21 protein-coding genes are annotated in these 18,498 nt (G+C 46.4%); 20 read left to right on the top strand and 1 reads right to left on the bottom strand.

Annotated elements, in window-relative coordinates; genetic code table 11:
- The first annotated feature begins 9 nt into the window (after positions 1–9).
- The 3 genes from secF (at position 10) to NAF29_RS10805 (ending at position 2,974) form a co-directional block, all read left to right on the top strand.
- Positions 10–957 (top strand): protein translocase subunit SecF, encoded by a 948-nt coding sequence (gene secF / locus NAF29_RS10815; protein WP_251261747.1) that lies wholly within the window; start codon positions 10–12, stop codon positions 955–957.
- Between the two features lie 174 nt (positions 958–1,131).
- Entirely contained in the window at positions 1,132–1,590 is a 459-nt protein-coding gene (locus NAF29_RS10810) for an SET domain-containing protein (RefSeq protein WP_251261576.1), read from the top strand.
- 25 nt (positions 1,591–1,615) lie between these two features.
- Positions 1,616–2,974 carry a hypothetical protein gene (locus NAF29_RS10805; protein WP_251261575.1) on the top strand — a complete coding sequence of 453 codons (1,359 nt, stop codon included), beginning with the start codon at positions 1,616–1,618 and terminating at the stop codon, positions 2,972–2,974.
- Positions 2,975–3,047: 73 nt separating this feature from the next.
- Here the strand turns inward: NAF29_RS10805 and suhB are convergent, their stop codons facing one another.
- Entirely contained in the window at positions 3,048–3,851 is an 804-nt protein-coding gene (suhB, locus tag NAF29_RS10800) for an inositol-1-monophosphatase (protein WP_251261574.1), read from the bottom strand.
- A gap of 151 nt (positions 3,852–4,002) precedes the next feature.
- Between suhB and trmJ the strand changes: the two genes are divergently transcribed.
- The 17 genes from trmJ (at position 4,003) to hisS (ending at position 18,490) form a co-directional block, all read left to right on the top strand.
- Complete coding sequence (trmJ, locus tag NAF29_RS10795; protein ID WP_251261746.1) at positions 4,003–4,764, top strand: tRNA (cytosine(32)/uridine(32)-2'-O)-methyltransferase TrmJ; 762 nt, start codon at positions 4,003–4,005, stop codon at positions 4,762–4,764.
- A 14-nt stretch (positions 4,765–4,778) separates the two neighbouring features.
- Positions 4,779–5,588, top strand: a complete 810-nt coding sequence (gene cysE, locus NAF29_RS10790) for a serine O-acetyltransferase (RefSeq protein ID WP_251261573.1) — start codon at positions 4,779–4,781, stop codon at positions 5,586–5,588.
- Positions 5,589–5,674: 86 nt separating this feature from the next.
- The gene (iscR, locus tag NAF29_RS10785) at positions 5,675–6,154 is read left to right on the top strand and encodes a Fe-S cluster assembly transcriptional regulator IscR (RefSeq protein WP_251261572.1); all 480 of its coding nucleotides are present in this window, start codon (positions 5,675–5,677) and stop codon (positions 6,152–6,154) included.
- A 43-nt stretch (positions 6,155–6,197) separates the two neighbouring features.
- Complete coding sequence (locus NAF29_RS10780) at positions 6,198–7,412, top strand: IscS subfamily cysteine desulfurase (RefSeq protein ID WP_251261571.1); 1,215 nt, start codon at positions 6,198–6,200, stop codon at positions 7,410–7,412.
- A gap of 29 nt (positions 7,413–7,441) precedes the next feature.
- Entirely contained in the window at positions 7,442–7,825 is a 384-nt protein-coding gene (gene iscU / locus NAF29_RS10775) for a Fe-S cluster assembly scaffold IscU (protein WP_251261570.1), read from the top strand.
- 21 nt (positions 7,826–7,846) lie between these two features.
- Positions 7,847–8,170 carry an iron-sulfur cluster assembly protein IscA gene (gene iscA / locus NAF29_RS10770; RefSeq protein WP_251261569.1) on the top strand — a complete coding sequence of 108 codons (324 nt, stop codon included), beginning with the start codon at positions 7,847–7,849 and terminating at the stop codon, positions 8,168–8,170.
- A 15-nt stretch (positions 8,171–8,185) separates the two neighbouring features.
- Entirely contained in the window at positions 8,186–8,713 is a 528-nt protein-coding gene (gene hscB / locus NAF29_RS10765) for a co-chaperone HscB (RefSeq protein ID WP_251261568.1), read from the top strand.
- A gap of 30 nt (positions 8,714–8,743) precedes the next feature.
- Positions 8,744–10,612: a Fe-S protein assembly chaperone HscA gene (hscA, locus tag NAF29_RS10760; protein ID WP_251261567.1), complete on the top strand. Its 1,869-nt coding sequence runs from the start codon at positions 8,744–8,746 to the stop codon at positions 10,610–10,612.
- Position 10,613: 1 nt separating this feature from the next.
- The gene (gene fdx / locus NAF29_RS10755; RefSeq protein WP_251261566.1) at positions 10,614–10,952 is read left to right on the top strand and encodes an ISC system 2Fe-2S type ferredoxin; all 339 of its coding nucleotides are present in this window, start codon (positions 10,614–10,616) and stop codon (positions 10,950–10,952) included.
- Between the two features lie 10 nt (positions 10,953–10,962).
- Positions 10,963–11,163, top strand: a complete 201-nt coding sequence (gene iscX / locus NAF29_RS10750) for a Fe-S cluster assembly protein IscX (protein WP_251261565.1) — start codon at positions 10,963–10,965, stop codon at positions 11,161–11,163.
- Between the two features lie 196 nt (positions 11,164–11,359).
- Entirely contained in the window at positions 11,360–11,791 is a 432-nt protein-coding gene (gene ndk / locus NAF29_RS10745) for a nucleoside-diphosphate kinase (RefSeq protein ID WP_251261564.1), read from the top strand.
- A 285-nt stretch (positions 11,792–12,076) separates the two neighbouring features.
- Complete coding sequence (locus NAF29_RS10740; RefSeq protein WP_251261563.1) at positions 12,077–12,850, top strand: PEP-CTERM sorting domain-containing protein; 774 nt, start codon at positions 12,077–12,079, stop codon at positions 12,848–12,850.
- Between the two features lie 209 nt (positions 12,851–13,059).
- A complete protein-coding gene (gene rlmN / locus NAF29_RS10735; RefSeq protein WP_349665571.1) occupies positions 13,060–14,178 on the top strand; it encodes a dual-specificity RNA methyltransferase RlmN in 1,119 nt (372 codons plus the stop codon).
- A 23-nt stretch (positions 14,179–14,201) separates the two neighbouring features.
- A complete protein-coding gene (gene pilW, locus NAF29_RS10730) occupies positions 14,202–15,005 on the top strand; it encodes a type IV pilus biogenesis/stability protein PilW (protein WP_251261562.1) in 804 nt (267 codons plus the stop codon).
- The gene (locus NAF29_RS10725) at positions 14,992–15,987 is read left to right on the top strand and encodes a RodZ domain-containing protein (RefSeq protein WP_251261561.1); all 996 of its coding nucleotides are present in this window, start codon (positions 14,992–14,994) and stop codon (positions 15,985–15,987) included. The genes pilW and NAF29_RS10725 overlap by 14 nt, the downstream gene beginning before the upstream one ends.
- A gap of 4 nt (positions 15,988–15,991) precedes the next feature.
- Entirely contained in the window at positions 15,992–17,107 is a 1,116-nt protein-coding gene (ispG, locus tag NAF29_RS10720) for a flavodoxin-dependent (E)-4-hydroxy-3-methylbut-2-enyl-diphosphate synthase (RefSeq protein ID WP_285817723.1), read from the top strand.
- A gap of 105 nt (positions 17,108–17,212) precedes the next feature.
- On the top strand, positions 17,213–18,490 hold the full coding sequence (gene hisS, locus NAF29_RS10715; RefSeq protein ID WP_251261560.1) for a histidine--tRNA ligase: 1,278 nt from the start codon (positions 17,213–17,215) through the stop codon (positions 18,488–18,490).
- The last annotated feature ends 8 nt before the right edge of the window (positions 18,491–18,498 follow it).

Below are 18,498 nucleotides of genomic sequence, written 5' to 3'. Positions count from 1 at the left end.
GGACTCATGATGTTTCAAATCTTAAAAACAGACAAAGATATCGACTTCATGCGTTTTCGCGGGCCAATGGGCTGGATATCAGTCGTATTGGTCATTGCGTCCTTTGTATTAGTCGGGACTCGTGGCCTGAACATGGGCCTCGATTTCACCGGGGGAACGCTGGTTGAACTTGAGTTTTCTCGCACCATTGATGCCAGTGAAATCCGGGACGTGGTCTCGGCGGAAGGTTTCGAGTCTGCGACGGTTCAAAACTATGGCTCTAGCCGCGACATGCTCGTACGATTGCCGCCATTTGATGGCGCATCAGCTGAAAAGCTTAACGATCAAATTAGCTCTGCGTTGAAAGCGAAGCTTGATGATCAAGTGATCATTAAACGCACCGAGTTTGTAGGTCCGGTGGTGGGTAAAGAGTTGATGGAATCGGCTCTGCTTGCAATGGTGATCGCACTCATCAGTATTTTGATATATGTTGCGTTGCGCTTTGAATGGCGATTAGCAGCAGGCGCTGTTGTGGCCCTGTTCCACGATGTTTCATTGATTTTTGGTTTTTATGCGTTGTCTCAAGTTGAATTCAACTTAACCACAGTTGCTGGTGTGTTATCGGTCATTGGTTATTCGTTGAATGACACCATTGTGGTATTCGATCGAATCCGAGAGAACTTCAGAAAGATCCGTAAACACACGGAACTTCAAATCACCAACTCATCACTCACGCAAACGTTGAGCAGAACCATCATTACGTCATTTACGACTTTGGTTGTTCTGTTTGCACTGAACTTTGCCGGTGGTGAAATGCTCGCAACTTTCTCTGATTCTCTGATTGTAGGGGTGTTAGTGGGAAGTTACTCGTCCATCTATATTGCGACGACTGCGGCATTGAAGCTGGGCTTAACTCGAGAATCTCTGATTCCTGAAGTTATTGAAAAAGAAGGTGCTGATCAAGAGACAATGCTCTAGAGCATTCTTGATAACACCGTCAAAAAGCAGCTTCGGCTGCTTTTTTTATGCGCCCAATCTGACGACGATAGCGGATATTTGAGCACTGTTTAGCGGGAGTTTGATGGAAGACGTTTGAGCTGCGTATCAGGTATGGTATACATCAGTGATTCGTGACACCCCAGAGAACTCTCAATGAAGGATAAAACTCAAGACTTGGACTTCGTTAAAGCCGCGACGTTAGACACCATTGCCAACACTGAAATTACTCCTAGTTCATTGCATGGTTTTGGTTTGCATGCCACTGCAGTTATTTCAGCTCAGACGGTATTGTGTGAGCTTGATGGACAAGTCATTTCGATTGAACACTATCAAGCCATTGAAGCTCAAATTGGCCCCGTGATCGGAGAGTATCGCAAGTACATGTTCATGGAATGCAATTACTTGGATCCGCAAACGCTGTTGGCGAGAAATTTCCGTACCAAATATAGCTATATCAATCATTCTCGAACGCCGAATACCGAACTTCGCTATGACCCCATTCGTGTTGTTGCATTGCGTGATATTGCTGTTGGTGAGGAGTTGACGATTGATTATCGTAAAGAGCAATTGTCTGACGATTACTTAACGAATCCAGCAAAACAGTTTCTTTAATTATCCACGATATTGGTTGTAGTTTATGCCCCAATTTAGAGTCATGTGCGTTCAGCCTATTGAGGTGAGCGTCGAGCAGTATGAGCATCTAATCACGCGTAAAGCCCATACGAAGCGCATGTACGACATGTGTGACGGCAATTCCTTTCGTGTTGAATGGCTAAGGCGATTTCGCCAACATCACAGTAAATTTGTGAACTTCAGGAGTCTCTATGCCTCCGATATGGGGCGTGTATCGGCAAAACTGCTAGTGGACGATTTGTCAGAGCAACGATTCTTCGTTGGTGGGCAAATTGATATATCCGGTTATTTGCAACCTGAGAAAACCGTATATGACCTGATGTTTGACCCGCGCTTTTTCAATTTTGTGATTGTGTATGAACTGAGTTTCGATGTGCCTTATTCCGAATTGGAGGCGTTGCTCCGAGCAGACTGTGAGCAAGTGAAACACGACGATTTGTACAATACGATTCGACGCTTGATAGTCAAAGAAGACGATGATTCAGTGTTAAGTCAGTGGGGGCAGAGGGTTGCAGAGCAAGCGTTAAATGTTGTGGAAGACTTGGCGCAAGCTGAACGTAAGGGGCGTGAACTAAAAGTTGCTAAAATTACCAACAATACGGGCAACATCACTGTTTTCGTAGACGCTGATGCCAGTAATGAAATCGTTAAAGAGCTGTTTTTAACCTGTAATGCCGGGGCTGAACGTATTATCGGCAATCGAACCACCGTTCGTGATACTGCAGATGTGGTCTATGCATTCCATGGTCGCTTTCACACTATTATCTCTAACGACAATCGTCACTATTTACGCTTTGCGCCCATCCAGTTCCATATTCAGTTTGTGTGGTTTTATGTGCGCTATTACAGCGAAATCATGGACTTATTGAACAACCATGTAATGGCATTAAATAGCCGCGCACGGATCGACAGTAAACGACATGTCATTGATGAATACATCAATAAGATTGAATTGCTCAAGATGCACAATGAGAATTTTAAACTGGCGATTGAATCAGACAATGACGATGTTTATAGCAAGATTGAAAGCAAATGGAATATCGAAAGTAGTCTGAATAATGCTCAGTCATACGTGTCTTTTTTCAAAGACTACCTAGAGCGCGCATATATTCGCAAAGCGGAGCGGGCGAGTCAGCGTCAAAACCATATTCTGTTCGTGATTTCGTGCATTCAAATATTGGGCTTAGTGAGCATTTGGAGTGACTATTTGGGGTTGTCGAAACTTCAACAGTTTGTGGCTAAAACGGGGATGCAGCAAAACTCAGGGACTGAAATCGTACTTCATATCAATACGTGGCTGCCCATGGCACTATTTGTCAGCCTTATTGCTTTGGTCGTCTTTGCTTATATCAAACGAGATTAGCGCATAAGCAAGGTTTATTAGGTGAAAAAAAAGCAGGCTCTAGGCCTGCTTTTTTGTGAAAGCAATTGCGCTCTTATCGCGCCAGACCTTCACCGAGGTGAGGTTTGATCGCTTTAAGAATGCGTTGTGTGACGCGGGGGCTCGCTGCAACCGTGTTGCCGCTGACCGAGTGGTTATGGCCGCCTGCAAAGTCACAGATAATACCGCCAGCTTCACGAACAAGTAATTCACCTGCTGCTGTATCCCAAGGCTTTAAACCAATTTCCCAAAAACCGTCCAGTCGACCTGCTGCAACATAGGCCATGTCTAACGCGGCAGAGCCTGCACGACGAATATCGGCTGCATCTTCAAATAATTCGGCAAACATAGCTTGATATGCTGGAAAGTGATGTTTGGCTTTGAATGGGAATCCAGTGCCAAGTAAAGTACCTTTTAAGTCTTGTGCTTTTGATACGCGAATGCGATATCCGTTTAACTGAGCACCAGCACCGCGACTTGCAGTGAAAAGCTCATCACGAATAGGGTCATAAACAACAGCTTGGTCTAGTTTACCTTTGAATTTTAAGGCAATTGATACGGCGAAGTGAGGTACGCCACGAACAAAGTTTGTCGTGCCGTCGAGTGGGTCGATGATCCATTGGAAATCTTTATCGGCACCATCAGTAATGCCACTTTCCTCTGCAACCACGTTGTGGTCAGGGTAAGCTTTCTTGATGGTTTGGATAATGGCTTGTTCCGCGTCCCTGTCGATATTGGTCACGAAGTCATTCGTGCCTTTAATCTCAGTTTCAATTCGGTCTAATTGTTCGTAACCTTTAAGGATCACAGATCCTGCCGCTCGTGCTGCACGCACGGCGATATTCAGCATTGGATGCATTTGCCGCTACCACTCAAATTGTAAAAAGAACAGGTTTTTTCGGGGGCGGAGTATAGCAGGATTCCTTAGATAATCCAGTGTTCTTGTCTATAAAAGCCAAAGCAGGCGTGTTAAACTTCTTCGCCCAAAATTTCAAATGTCGCTTCTATACATGTTAGATCAAGTTCGAATTATTCTTGTTGGTACAACCCATTCAGGGAACATTGGTTCCGCCGCTCGTGCGATGAAAACGATGGGGTTGAAGCACTTATACCTTGTTGACCCGCAAGTAGAGATTGACGGTAAGTCGATCGCGTTGGCCGCAGGTGCCGCCGACGTACTCAAGAATGTAGTAATTTGCGATACCTTGGAACAAGCCATATCTGATTGCGGCCTAGTGGTGGGAACCAGTGCCCGCAGTCGCACGCACAGCTGGCCAATGCTAGAGCCACGTGAGTGTGGTGAAAAGATCATGCAAGAAGCACCCAAGTATCCAGTGGCCTTGGTGTTCGGGCGAGAAGCGCATGGTTTGAGCAACGAAGAGCTACAAATGTGCCACTTCCACGTTTGTATACCGGCCAATCCTGAATACAGCTCATTGAATTTAGCCGCAGCGGTGCAAACCTTATGTTATGAAACTCGAGTGGCATGGCTAAATCTCGAAAAGCATCCTGAAGCTGAAACGGAATACCCACTAAGCGATCAATTAGAATTGTTTTATCAGCACCTTGAAACGACACTTAGGGAAACAGGGTTCATTATCCCGCAACACCCAGGTGTGGTGATGACTAAACTTCGCCGATTGTTTAATCGCGCAAGGCCCGAAACCACAGAATTGAATATTCTTCGAGGTATATTGACCTCTGTACAGCGCTCATCGCAGGAACAAGGTGCAAAGCAAGATGCTGCGCCGGATGACGAACCTCAAAAGTAGGGAGCATAAACATAATGTTTAAACGCATGAGAGAAGACATTAAGTGTGTATTTGGACGCGACCCCGCCGCTCGAAACACATGGGAAGTTTTAACCTGTTACCCAGGTTTGCATGCGTTGTGGTGTCATCGATTAGCTCATGCCTTTTGGAAACGAGACCTAAAATGGCTGGGCAGAATCGTATCAGCCTTTTCACGCTGGATGACAGGTATTGAAATCCATCCCGGCGCAGTGATTGGTCGTCGTTTCTTTATCGACCATGGTATGGGCATCGTGATTGGTGAAACGGCTGAGATTGGCGATGATGTAACGCTCTATCATGGGGTTACCCTTGGTGGAACAAGCTGGGACTCCGGTAAACGTCACCCCACATTAGAAAATGGCGTGGTGATAGGCGCGGGTGCTAAAGTGCTTGGGCCGTTTACGGTCCGCACCAATGCACGCATTGGTTCAAATGCGGTGGTGGTAAAAGAAGTGCCCGAAGGTGCAACTGTTGTGGGGATTCCTGGGCGTATTGTAAAAGCTCAAGAAACCAATGATGAGCAGCGCACGCACCGCGACGCACTCGCGAAGAAGTACGGATTTAATTCCTATGCCGTATCGCCCGACAATCCCGACCCAGTGGCGCAGGCCATTGGGCAGCTCGTCGATCATATCCATTTAATGGATGCCAGGGTCAGTGATATGTGCGGTGCCATCAATGAAATGGGCGGAGATGTGTGCAAGGAAATGCCTGAACTTGACGTGTCTAATTTTTCCGATGCCGAGGCTCTGGCAGCAGAGCAGCGAAAAAAGACACAAGAAGCGTTTGATCCAAGCATTTAATACCTGAGTAAAATACTTAGGTATTTACTTGACTAAATTAGTCAGGAATGTGATCATTTGCGCATTCTACAGGCAGGAAAAAGACTATGCGCTTAACATCGAAAGGTCGCTACGCAGTGACGGCAATGCTTGATGTGGCTTTGCATTCAGAGCAAGGCCCAGTGCCGTTAGCTGATATTTCTGAGCGTCAGGAAATTTCCCTGTCGTACTTAGAACAATTGTTTTCAAGACTCCGTAAAGGCGGTTTAGTGAGCAGTGTTCGTGGTCCCGGTGGTGGTTACCGCCTTGGCAAAGCACCACAAGACATTTCTGTTGGAATGGTGATTAGCGCGGTGGATGAATCTATCGACGCGATGCGTTGCCAAGGTAAAGGCGACTGCCAAAGTGGCACGCGGTGTTTAACTCACAACTTGTGGTTAGGTTTGAGCGAGCGAATTGAAGCCTTTTTAGGCGGTATTTCGCTCGGAGAATTGATGCAGGAAGCAGATATTCGTGATGTCGCAGGACGTCAGGACGAAAAATTAAAAAATAGTAAAATCAGCATTCCCCTTCAGATGTTGGGTTGAGACTGATTTGCCAGCTTAGACGAATGTTTGTACGGAGTATTAAATGAAGCTTCCGATTTATTTGGATTATTCAGCAACAACACCGGTTGACCCGCGCGTTGCTGAAAAAATGATGAACTGTCTCACGACTGATGGCATTTTTGGCAACCCTGCGTCGCGCTCGCACAAGTTTGGCTGGCAGGCAGAAGAAGCGGTAGATATCGCCCGAAACCAAATTGCAGACTTAGTGAACGCAGACCCACGTGAAATTGTATTCACATCGGGTGCGACAGAATCGAATAACTTGGCGATTAAAGGTGCCGCTCACTTCTATCAAAAGAAAGGTAAGCACCTCATTACATGCAAAACTGAGCACAAAGCGGTTTTGGATGCTTTTCGTCAGCTAGAGCGTGAAGGGTATGAAGTGACTTACCTCGACCCAGAAGCCAACGGTTTAATTGACCTTGTTAAATTACAAGATGCGATGCGTGAAGACACTGTAGTTGTTAGCATCATGCATGTGAACAATGAAATTGGCGTCATTCAAGACATCACCGCCATTGGCGAATTATGTCGTGAACGCAAAATCATGTTCCACGTCGACGCCGCGCAAAGTGCCGGTAAAGTGCCCATTGATGTAGCAGAGCAGAAAGTCGATATGATGAGTTTTTCTGCACACAAATGTTATGGCCCTAAAGGCATGGGCGCACTATTCGTTCGACGTAAACCTCGCGTTCGTTTAGAAGCTCAAATGCACGGTGGTGGGCATGAACGCGGCATGCGCTCAGGGACTCTCCCAACTCACCAAATTGTGGGCATGGGTGAAGCCTTCCGCATCGCCAAAGAAGAAATGGAACAAGAAAACGTTCGCATCGCAGCATTGCGTGATCGTTTGTGGGCTGGCATTCAATCGATGGACGAAGTTTACATCAATGGTGATCTAGAGCAGCGTGTTCCACATAACCTTAATGTCAGTTTCGCATTCGTTGAAGGCGAATCACTCATTATGGCATTGAAAGATTTAGCAGTGTCGTCGGGTTCAGCGTGTACATCTGCAAGCTTAGAACCGTCTTACGTGCTGCGAGCTCTCGGTCTGAATGATGAATTAGCACACAGCTCAATTCGCTTCAGTATCGGACGTTTTACAACAGAAGAAGAAGTAGATTATGCGGTGGAGTTGATTCAATCAGCCATCGGAAAACTACGTGAAATGTCTCCCCTGTGGGAAATGTTCAATGACGGTGTAGACCTCGAAAAAGTCGAGTGGGTCCACCACTAAGTCAGATAGATTAAATTCAGGAGTTAGACATGGCGTACAGCGAAAAAGTCATCGACCATTATGAAAATCCACGTAACGTGGGTTCATTTGACAAAGCAGATCCACAAGTGGCAACCGGCATGGTGGGTGCACCAGCGTGTGGTGACGTAATGAAGCTTCAACTCAAAATCGACAGCGATGGCGTGATTGAAGATGCTAAATTTAAAACTTATGGTTGCGGCAGCGCGATTGCTTCATCCTCTTTGGTGACAGAGTGGGTTAAAGGGAAAACTTTAGACGAAGCTGCTTCTATTAAAAATACAGCGATTGCTGAAGAATTAGCATTGCCACCAGTGAAGATTCACTGTTCGATTCTGGCCGAAGATGCAATTAAAGCAGCAATTGACGATTACAAAAGTAAGAACCCGGCTTAATCGCCGACGCGAGGTATCAGCATGGCAGTAACAATGACAGACGCGGCCGCTGAACGGGTTCGTACGTTCATGGTAAACCGTGGTAAGGGCATCGGCTTGCGCCTTGGTGTTCGTACCACTGGCTGTAGTGGCTTAGCGTATGTGCTCGAATTTGTTGATGAACTGCAAGATGGCGATCAAGTGTTTGAGAGCCATGATTTGAAAGTTATTATCGATGGTAAAAGTGCTGTGTATTTAGACGGCACTGAGCTCGATTTTGTAAAAGAAGGCCTGAACGAAGGTTTTCAATTCAGAAATCCCAACGTGAAGGACGAATGCGGGTGTGGCGAAAGCTTCACCGTATAAGCAAATCACACGCCCATGCAAAATCATTTTGAACTATTCGGGTTGCCAGTCGCTTTTACGATCGACATGGCAGCTCTGAATCATACCTATCGTGAACTTCAAAAAAATGCTCACCCCGACCGATTTGCAGGTGAAGGTGAGCAAGCTCAACGTATCGCAGTTCAAAAATCAGCGCAAATTAACGATGCATTCCAAACGCTTAAGGCCGAGTTGCCCCGAGCTCAGTACATGTTGCAGTTAATTGGTGTTGAATTGCGCGGTGAGCAAACGACCATGCGCGATACCGAGTTTTTGATGCAGCAAATGGAATGGCGAGAGACGCTCGAAGATTTACGCCATGCGAAAGACCTAGATGGTCTAGAAGATTTTTCTGATACCATAACTGCCGCTCGAAAAATACAAATGAACCAAATCGCTGTCGCGTTCGATGCGGGGGAACATCAACGTTCGCCAGAGCATTGGACTAATCAAGTTCGTAAGCTCGCCTTTATGGTGAAGCTCAGCAATGAAATTGCTCAGGCTGAAGAAGCCCTAGACGACTGACAGACTAACCCCATAATCAGGTTATCCAACATGGCATTGTTGCAGATTGCTGAGCCCGGACAGAGCGCAGCACCTCACGAATCCAAGCTTGCTGTAGGCATTGATCTTGGAACAACTCACTCGCTAGTTGCAACCGTTCGTAGCGGTATGCCAGAGACGCTGGTCAACGCGCAGGGTGAGTCTATCGTTCCATCCGTTGTCAGCTATCAAAAAGACAATATTGTGGTGGGCCGCGCAGCCGAAGCGCTGGCAGAATCCTATCCGGCCGATACTATCGTGTCGGTAAAACGCTTTATGGGCCGTTCTTTGGCAGACGTTCAGGCGCGCCAGCAAACATTCCCATACAAATTTGAAGCGACTGAAAATGGCTTGGTTGCATTTGATACGCCACAAGGGCGGGTCAATGCAATTGAAGTGTCTTCACAGATATTATCGACCTTAAAAAACTGCGCTGAAACATCGCTGAGCGGTGATCTGATGGGAGCCGTGATCACGGTTCCTGCGTATTTTGATGACGCCCAACGCCAAGCTACCAAAGATGCCGCAGAGTTAGCAGGCTTGAATGTCTTGCGCTTACTCAATGAACCGACTGCAGCTGCCGTTGCATACGGACTCGACTCCGGAGACGAAGGCACGATCGCAGTATTCGATTTAGGCGGGGGCACATTTGATGTGTCTATCCTGCGCTTGCAAAAAGGCGTGTTTGAGGTGCTTGCAACCGGAGGTGATTCAGCCCTCGGTGGTGATGACTTCGATCAGTTATTGGCTTTAGCATTGCTCAATACTGCCGGAATAGCAGAATCAACATTAACTGGCTCTGAATTGCGCCAGCTAACCAACGTTGCAAAATATGCCAAAGAACGTTTAAGCGATTCGGCAACGACTGTTGTTGAGTTTTCAATTGCCGGTAAAACCATTGCGATTGAAGTGAGTCGAGCACAATTTAATGAATTAATTGATGGCTTAGTGCGCAAAACCATTCGCGCGAGTAAACGTGCTCTGCGTGATGCTGACATCTCAATTGATGACATCATGCAAGTGGTTATGGTGGGCGGCTCAACTCGCGTGCCGAAAGTACGTGATGATGTAGAAGCTTTTTTTGGTAAAAAACCACTGACCTCAATCGATCCTGACAAAGTAGTCGCGCTGGGCGCGGCCATTCAGGCAGATGTGTTGGTGGGCAATAAATCGGGCGACGAAATGTTGTTGCTTGATGTCATTCCATTGTCTCTCGGGTTAGAAACAATGGGTGGGTTGGTTGAGAAAGTAATCCCGCGCAACAGCACTATTCCTGTTGCCAAAGCACAAGAATTTACCACGTTTAAAGATGGCCAAACGGCCATGATGATCCACGTGCTCCAAGGCGAACGTGAATTAGTGGACGACTGTCGTTCACTGGCCCGCTTTAATCTTACCGACATGCCTGCACTTGCAGCAGGAGCTGCTCACATTCGCGTGACTTTCCAAGTGGATGCCGACGGCTTGCTGAGTGTGTCGGCCATGGAAAAATCAACAGGTGTTAGCGCATCAATTGATGTGAAACCCTCGTACGGATTGAGTGAGTCTGAAATCACGCATATGATTTCATCTTCCATCACACATGCCCAAGACGATATTGCTGCGCGCATGCTAGCCGAGCAACGTGTAGAATCTGCGCGAGTCATTGAAGCGCTCGAAGCTGCAATTGTTGCAGATGGTGAGCAGTTACTCAGCGCCGATGAATTAGAACGACTGCAAGGAGCAATGTCAGAACTTGCGTTTGCAGCTCAAGGGGATTCACCCAAGTTGATTGAAAAAGCGATTGACGCTGTGAATCACTTATCAGAAGATTTTGCCGCACGACGTATGGATCAGTCGATTCGACAAGCGTTAGCCGGACATAAGGTAGATGAGGTTTAACATGCCAAAGGTTGTATTTCTTCCGCACGAAGAATTGTGCCCAGACGGAGCCGTACTTGAAGCTAAAGAGGGAGACACTATTCTTGATGTAGCTCTTCGTAACCGAATCGACATTGAGCATGCGTGTGAAAAGTCATGTGCATGTACAACGTGCCATGTTGTTGTGCGCGAAGGTTTCGATTCATTAGAAGAAAGTGATGAACTAGAAGACGACATGCTGGATAAAGCATGGGGGCTTGAACCTGATTCACGTTTGGGCTGTCAAGCTGTTGTGGCCGATGAAGATTTAGTGGTCGAGATCCCTAAGTACACATTGAACATGGTTTCAGAACAACACTAAGGACGTACAGATGTCATTAAAATGGACGGACTCACTTGAAATCGCATTGGCGTTGATTGATGCTCATCCGGATGTTGACCCTACATCGGTTCGTTTTACCGACCTGATGCAGTGGGTTGTTGAGTTAGATGAATTTGACGATGATACCGACCGATGCGGCGAACGAATTCTCGAAGCCATCCAGCAAAACTGGATTGACGAAGCGGATTAAACATTGAACGACCTTAGGGTCGTTTTTTTATGTCTATCAATGGCTTTTTTATTTGTATCGGTATTGTAACGAAAATGCGACAAGATAGTTTGCCGCGGTATGTCGATTTTTCGCTGAAGATGGGTATAATTCGCGCCTGATTCGATACGCATTCACGCGTACAACTATAATTTATAAGACTAGGGAGAGCTGTCGCATGGCTATTCAACGCACTTTTTCAATCATCAAACCCGATGCTGTTGCCAAGAACCTTATTGGCGCAATTTACAATCGTTTTGAGTCTGCTGGCTTGACTATCATTGCTTCTAAAATGATTCACATGTCTCAAGAGCAAGCGGAAGGTTTTTACGCAGAGCACAAAGAGCGTCCGTTCTTTGCCGATTTGGTCGCTTTCATGACGTCTGGCCCAGTGATGGTTCAAGCACTTGAAGGCGAAAATGCAGTGTTAGCAAACCGTGAAATTATGGGCGCTACAAATCCAGCTGATGCTGCTCGCGGTACATTACGTGCGGATTATGCAACTGAAGTGAGCGAAAATGCTGTTCACGGTTCAGATGCGGTTGAATCTGCTGCGCGTGAAATTGCATATTTCTTCTCTGACGATGAAATTTGCGCTCGAACTCGATAAAAACAATACTTTGGTCATTTCTATAAAGCCGTGCATTGCACGGCTTTTTTATGAGTTGCGTAGCGCTGAGTTATTAATTTTAATTAAAACATGACGTTAATGGATTCAAATTTAAACATTGAATGATTGCGAGTTTGTATGAGTATTTGTCAGAAAAATTTACATGACATGATTGGTTTTGATTTGAATTCATTTTAAGTGTTTGAAAATAAATAAATTTTAATTTTGGCTTGGTTTTTGCTTTGTTATGTATGCTTGAAAAGTATTAAATTGATGGAATTATTTATGTTGTTGAAGTTTTCTAATCTCGTTAAAGCCGCCAGCGTTGCGCTACTTTTCATGTCTGCTCCTTCTATTGCGGGGTTGATAGATTTTAACGATTACAGCCATGGCACCGTGATTCATGAGCAATACCGTGGTGTGACAATCACAGCCAACAACATTAATCCATTAGTCAGAGATTATGCGGTTGTTTACGATACTGTTCCTGGTATTAACCCTTCGGAAGGTAAAAACAACAGTTACGATCCAGACCTCGAAGGCCCAAACTGGGGCAATTCGAACATCGATGACGTCGATTCTCTCTACCTTGGACGCGTCTTAATTGTTCAAGAAAATAACGAAGGCTGTGATACGGGTGTATGTACTAAGCCTGATGATGAAGGTGATCGCCCTGCCGGTTCGATTGATTTTGAATTTGATACGGCCATTAGTGATTTCGGGTTTGATTTGCTCGACGTCGAAGGTCCTCAAGAATATGGACAAGACAGCGGTTACCTTGCAGCATTTTACGATGAAAACGGTGTCGAAGTTGCCAAAATTGGATTTGGATCTTTCGTCAATGACGGCATTAATAATGCTCAATATGGTGACAATTCTGTCAACCGTATTAGTCCAATTGATTTGACTCAGTATGGCAATGTTTACCGCGTGCAAATTCAATTCGGTGGTTCAGCCGGTATCGATAATGTTCGTTTTACCGAAGTACCCGAGCCAAGTACCAGTGTATTATTCGGTTTAGTGCTTGCGGGTCTAATTTGGCGTCGCAAAAGAGCTTAATCAAAAACAAAGAAAAAATGACTGTTTATTTATAAAGCCCATCGATAATCGGTGGGCTTTGTTGTTTCAGGCGTTCAAACGTCGATTTAAGTGCCAATCCCTCCTCAAACTGTCTGCTAATCCGCAATTAACTGGCAATGCAGTGTTATAATTTGTACAATCCTGCGCCCCCGATTTTCGGGGCGGTGTAGCGTATAGAGGTCATCAACGTGTCAGAGAAAATCAATTTATTAAATCTTGATCGCAATGCGATGCGAGAATTTTTTGCAGAAATCGGTGAGAAACCATTTCGCGCTGACCAAGTCATGAAGTGGATTTACCATTATGGCTATGATGACTTTTCGCTGATGACGAACATCAACAAGGCGCTCAGAGAGAAACTCGCGGCGCGTTGTGAGATTAAAGCGCCTGAAATTGCAACTGAGCAGCGCAGTTCTGATGGCACCATCAAATGGTCTTTGACGGTGAGTGGTGGCCAAGAAGTTGAAACTGTGTATATTCCAGAGGAAGGGCGCGCGACCTTGTGCGTGTCGTCGCAAGTAGGCTGTGCGCTAGAGTGTACCTTTTGCTCAACGGCTCAGCAGGGCTTTAACCGCAATTTATCGGTGTCTGAGATTATCGGCCAAGTGTGGCGCGCGGCAAAAGTCATTGGCCCGGCAGCCATCGCCGGTGAGCGTCCTATCACCAATGTGGTCATGATGGGCATGGGCGAGCCATTATTGAACGTCAAAAATGTAGTGCCAGCAATGGAACTGATGATGGAAGACTTTGGTTACGGCTTATCTAAGCGTCGTGTGACCTTAAGTACATCCGGCGTTGTTCCAGCATTAGATAAGCTGGCGGGTGAAATCGATGTTGCGTTAGCAATTTCATTGCACGCGCCAAACGACGCTCTCAGAGATGAAATTGTGCCTGTTAATAAAAAGTACAACATCGAAACGTTCCTCGCGTCAGTTCGCAATTATGTCAGTCAGTCCAATGCAAATCAGGGCAAGGTCACGGTTGAATACGTGATGCTCGACCATGTCAACGACAGCACAGATCAAGCTCATGAGCTAGCCCAGGTGATGAAGAATACGCCGTGCAAGATTAACTTGATTCCGTGGAACCCATTCCCCGGCGCACCGTATGGGCGCTCGAGTAACTCACGTATCGATCGGTTCTCAAAAGTACTGATGGACTATGGGCTTACCGTGATTGTTCGCAAAACGCGGGGTGACGATATTGATGCGGCCTGTGGACAGCTTGCAGGCGATGTTGTCGACCGTACCAAGCGAACTCTAAAAAAACGGATGCAAGGCGACGACATTTCGGTCAAAATGGTTTAATTAACCGTATATTAGACGCTATTTTGAAGCTCACTCTTTCTATTCTTCTGCTCAGTTTGTCGCTGCTTACAGCATGTGTGACAGAAACGCGCGTTGCAGGCAGCAACAAACCTGTGGTTGAAAATCAAACTCAACCCGATGATGCTGCGCGCAATCGCGTGGCGTTGGGATTGCGCTACTTGCAAAATGGCAATACGGCGCAGGCCAAATATAATTTGGAACGTGCCCGCGAATATGCGCCTTATTTAGGTGAAGTGCATTATGCACTTGCTTACTATTACCAGCGCGTGAGTGAACCTGAACTCGCAGAAGCCGCCTATAAAGACGCACTTCAATACGGCCCTCATGACGGCTCCACCATGAATAACTATGGTGTGTTCTTGTGTCAGAATAATCGAATTGATGAGGCGGTCGGCATGTTTTTAGCCGCCGTGAAAGAGCCTAGCTACATTCGAGTGGCAGATGCCTATGAAAATGCAGGCTTATGTTTGCTGAGCAATACTGATGTGGCGCAGGCAAAAAAGTACTTTTCAAAAGCCTTGAGCTATAACGCGGCTCGGCCACGTTCGTTAATGGGAATGGCAGACGCCAACCTGCAACTTAAAGAATTAGAATCGGCTGATTTTTACTTTAAGCAGTATTTAAAGAATAACTCGATTGATGTTGATAGTGCCGTGGTTGGATACAAACTGGCGGTGGCTAAGCATGACATTGATGAACAAAAACGTTATGAGCTTCTGCTCAAATCTCGATATCCAAACGCTTATGAAGCGTTGCTTGCCGAACATGAATCGGCAGCACACAAGGTAAAGCATGATGAAGGATGAAACTGTACAGGCTGAACCTGAAGTGAAATCAGGCCCAGGTACACGATTAGCCGCCGCTCGAGAAGCGGCTGGTAAAACAGCAACGGAAATTGCAGAACGTTTAAATCTGCGTCCCGCTGTGATTGAAGCCATAGATGCTGATGATTATCAAAGCCTGCCGTCAGCGACTTTTGTGCGCGGCTATTTACGTGCTTATGCCCGTGATGTGGGGTTGCCTGAATCCGAGATCATGACGGCCTTCGAAGAGTACGGCGATGCCAAGAGCGCATCGTCCAATATGCAAAGCTTTAGTCGCCGTACAAGCAATGAACGCTCTGACAGCCGAGTGATGTGGTTGACCTACCTCATCGTCTTAGTCTTAATCGGGTTTGTGGTGCTTTGGTGGTGGCAAAAAAATCAAGATCAAGCGCTGCGCCTGCAAACCATGCCTCAAGCCACAGAAGTATCTGAAGCGTTGAATCAGCCATCTCAGCCTAAGAATTCGACTTTGGCACAGCCTGAGCCTGAAATTGAACCTGTTAGCCAAACAGCGTTAGAGCAGATGCCTGCTGCTGAACTTGAACCGGTCACGGATGAGTCTGAGGCTGAAAGTTCTCAAGCAGAACAATTTGCGCCACCGGCACAAGCTGAAGCAGAAATCATTGAAGCCAATGAGAGTGAAGTCGGTGAGCTTTCAGCGCCGGCAGAAAATCAGACAGCTCAAGCTAATAGTCAACCTAACGATACGCAACAGGGCAATGTTATTATTCGTTTAGCATTTGCCAAAGATTGCTGGATTAAAGTCGAAGATGCCAACGGGCGTGTTGTCGCCGAAGGCGTAAAGACTCCCGCTCGCGATATAGAATTTGCTGGTGTGCCACCATTTAATGCAATTTTTGGCGCTCCAGACGCAGTCACGGTAGAATATCAAGGCAAACCATATTCGTTTGTTGTAGAAGACGCTGGTCGACCATTGCGTCTTACGATTCCTGAAACAGAGTAGAATCATGATTGAGAATCCAATTAAGCGCCGCGCCTCGACTCGAATAATGGTTGGAAACGTGCCCATTGGGGACGGAGCTCCAATTGCAGTGCAATCCATGACCAATACATTGACCACCGATGTTGATGCCACCGTGGCGCAAATTCGCGACATTCAAAATGCAGGCGCTGATATTGTTCGCGTATCTGTACCCACAATGGATGCAGCCGAAGCGTTTAAGCTGATTAAACAGCAAGTGGACGTTCCTTTGGTGGCTGACATTCACTTCGACTACCGAATTGCTCTTAAAGTAGCTGAGTACGGAGTGGATTGTTTGCGGATTAACCCCGGCAACATTGGCCGCGAAGACCGCGTGCGATCTGTTGTTGATGCTGCTCGCGAACGCAATATCCCCATTCGAATTGGTGTAAATGGCGGCTCGTTAGAAAAAGATATTCAAGAAAAGTATGGTGAACCAACGGCTGAAGCCTTGGTTGAATCGGCCATGCGTCATGTCGATTACCTCGACAAGCTTAATTACGACCAATTCAAAGTCAGTGTAAAAGCCTCTGATGTATTTTTAGCGGTGGGCGCTTATCGCTTACTGGCCAAACGAATTGATCAACCGTTGCATTTAGGGATCACCGAAGCCGGTGGTGCTCGCGCGGGTTCTGTGAAATCTGCAATTGGACTGGGCATGTTACTGTCCGAAGGCATTGGCGATACATTGCGAGTGTCGCTTGCTGCGCCACCTGTGGAAGAAGTTAAAGTTGGTTTTGATATTTTAAAATCACTTCGTATTCGCTCGCGAGGCATTAACTTTATTGCGTGTCCGTCGTGTTCTCGCCAAGAGTTTGATGTCATCGGCACCGTCAACGAATTAGAACAACGTCTTGAAGATGTTGTGACGCCAATGGATGTATCGGTCATTGGTTGTGTTGTGAACGGCCCAGGCGAAGCGATGGTGTCTGACATCGGTCTTGCCGGTGGTCACAAGCGCAGTGGCTTTTATGAAGATGGTGAACGCCAAAAAGAACGTTTTGACAATGACCACCTTGTCGATCAGTTGGAATCGCGTATTCGTGCAAAATTAAACCGAATCGACGAAGAACAACGTATTGATGTCACAGACGTCAAATAATCACCGTTACAAGAGGATTGCTTTCGGGTAATCCTCTTTGTGTTGTCGTCATCCTTCCTTATAATGCCGGCTCTTAAATTCATTTTTCTCAGGTAATGCAAAACTGTGGCTAAACAAATTCAAGCCGTCCGTGGTATGAACGACTGTCTTCCTGATCAGTCTCCGGCATGGCAATTTGTAGAAAATAACCTTCGACAAGTTGTGGCTGGATATGGATATTCTGAAATCAGAACGCCTATCCTCGAAAGCACTGAGCTGTTTAAACGCTCAATTGGCGAAGTGACCGACATCGTTGAAAAAGAAATGTATACCTTTGCTGACCGCAATGGTGACAACCTCACTCTTCGCCCAGAAGGCACCGCCTGTGTCGTGCGGGCAGGCAACCAAGGTGGATTACTTTATAACCAAGAGCAACGCCTTTGGTATATCGGTCCTATGTTTCGCCATGAACGCCCGCAAAAAGGCCGCTATCGTCAATTCCATCAGTTTGGTGTCGAAGTGTATGGCTTGTCAGGTGCTGACGCCGATGCCGAAGTGATTTTAATGACTGCGCGGTTATGGCAGCACTTTGGTATGTCTGACCAAGTCACTTTGCAATTGAATTCATTGGGTTCAAATGAAGCTCGTGCAGAGTACAAAGACAAGCTCGTCGAATTTTTATTGCAGCACGAAGCTGAATTGGATGAAGACAGCAAACGACGTTTGCATTCTAATCCGTTGCGCGTGCTCGATAGCAAAAGCCCAACCACGCAAGCCGTGCTAGTTGATGCGCCTCAGCTTGAAGACTACCTCGACGAAGACAGCAAGCAACACATGCAAAGGCTGTGTGAATTGTTAGATGATTTGGGCATTCGTTACGAATTGAACAATCGTCTGGTGCGAGGGCTGGATTATTACAATAAAACCGTGTTTGAATGGGTCACCGATGCACTGGGTGCTCAAGGTACCGTTTGTGCTGGTGGTCGATATGATGGCTTGGTTGAACAACTGGGCGGTAAGTCGACACCCGCAGTTGGCTTTGCCATGGGGATTGAACGATTAATTCTTCTGTTAGACACTCTCGGAAAGCTTGATCACCTCCCTGCTGCAGTAGATGTATACTGCATGGCCGGCAACGACAGCTGCTTGTCTGCCAGTCTGCAGATCGCAGAGAATTTACGCGCTCAGATGCCAACTCTTCGAGTGATGCATCATTTAGGGGGCGGTAATTTCAAGAAACAATTTAAGCGCGCCGATAAATTCGGAGCGAGTATTGCTTTAATCGTAGGCGAACAGGAACTTGCCAACGGTGAAGTTAGTTTGAAACATTTACGTAGCGATGCGCAGCAAGAAACAGTTCAAGTAACTGACCTTGCTGAACGTTTAGCTGCGATCATGGAATAATTGGAGCA

It is taken from the genome of Echinimonas agarilytica, assembly GCF_023703465.1.
GTDB lineage: Bacteria > Pseudomonadota > Gammaproteobacteria > Enterobacterales > Neiellaceae > Echinimonas > Echinimonas agarilytica.
The sequence above is the reverse complement of the archived record's forward strand: the minus strand, read 5'-3'. Positions and strand labels throughout refer to the sequence as shown.

What these genes read in the sequence shown, in the direction of transcription:
- secF (WP_251261747.1), top strand. Translation starts at nt 10, where the DNA reads ATGTTTCAAATCTTAAAAACAGACAAAGATATCGACTTCATGCGTTTT.
- NAF29_RS10810 (WP_251261576.1), top strand. Translation starts at nt 1,132, where the DNA reads ATGAAGGATAAAACTCAAGACTTGGACTTCGTTAAAGCCGCGACGTTA.
- NAF29_RS10805 (WP_251261575.1), top strand. Translation starts at nt 1,616, where the DNA reads ATGCCCCAATTTAGAGTCATGTGCGTTCAGCCTATTGAGGTGAGCGTC.
- suhB (WP_251261574.1), bottom strand. Translation starts at nt 3,851, where the DNA reads ATGCATCCAATGCTGAATATCGCCGTGCGTGCAGCACGAGCGGCAGGA.
- trmJ (WP_251261746.1), top strand. Translation starts at nt 4,003, where the DNA reads ATGTTAGATCAAGTTCGAATTATTCTTGTTGGTACAACCCATTCAGGG.
- cysE (WP_251261573.1), top strand. Translation starts at nt 4,779, where the DNA reads ATGTTTAAACGCATGAGAGAAGACATTAAGTGTGTATTTGGACGCGAC.
- iscR (WP_251261572.1), top strand. Translation starts at nt 5,675, where the DNA reads ATGCGCTTAACATCGAAAGGTCGCTACGCAGTGACGGCAATGCTTGAT.
- NAF29_RS10780 (WP_251261571.1), top strand. Translation starts at nt 6,198, where the DNA reads ATGAAGCTTCCGATTTATTTGGATTATTCAGCAACAACACCGGTTGAC.
- iscU (WP_251261570.1), top strand. Translation starts at nt 7,442, where the DNA reads ATGGCGTACAGCGAAAAAGTCATCGACCATTATGAAAATCCACGTAAC.
- iscA (WP_251261569.1), top strand. Translation starts at nt 7,847, where the DNA reads ATGGCAGTAACAATGACAGACGCGGCCGCTGAACGGGTTCGTACGTTC.
- hscB (WP_251261568.1), top strand. Translation starts at nt 8,186, where the DNA reads ATGCAAAATCATTTTGAACTATTCGGGTTGCCAGTCGCTTTTACGATC.
- hscA (WP_251261567.1), top strand. Translation starts at nt 8,744, where the DNA reads ATGGCATTGTTGCAGATTGCTGAGCCCGGACAGAGCGCAGCACCTCAC.
- fdx (WP_251261566.1), top strand. Translation starts at nt 10,614, where the DNA reads ATGCCAAAGGTTGTATTTCTTCCGCACGAAGAATTGTGCCCAGACGGA.
- iscX (WP_251261565.1), top strand. Translation starts at nt 10,963, where the DNA reads ATGTCATTAAAATGGACGGACTCACTTGAAATCGCATTGGCGTTGATT.
- ndk (WP_251261564.1), top strand. Translation starts at nt 11,360, where the DNA reads ATGGCTATTCAACGCACTTTTTCAATCATCAAACCCGATGCTGTTGCC.
- NAF29_RS10740 (WP_251261563.1), top strand. Translation starts at nt 12,077, where the DNA reads ATGTTGTTGAAGTTTTCTAATCTCGTTAAAGCCGCCAGCGTTGCGCTA.
- NAF29_RS10725 (WP_251261561.1), top strand. Translation starts at nt 14,992, where the DNA reads ATGATGAAGGATGAAACTGTACAGGCTGAACCTGAAGTGAAATCAGGC.
- ispG (WP_285817723.1), top strand. Translation starts at nt 15,992, where the DNA reads ATGATTGAGAATCCAATTAAGCGCCGCGCCTCGACTCGAATAATGGTT.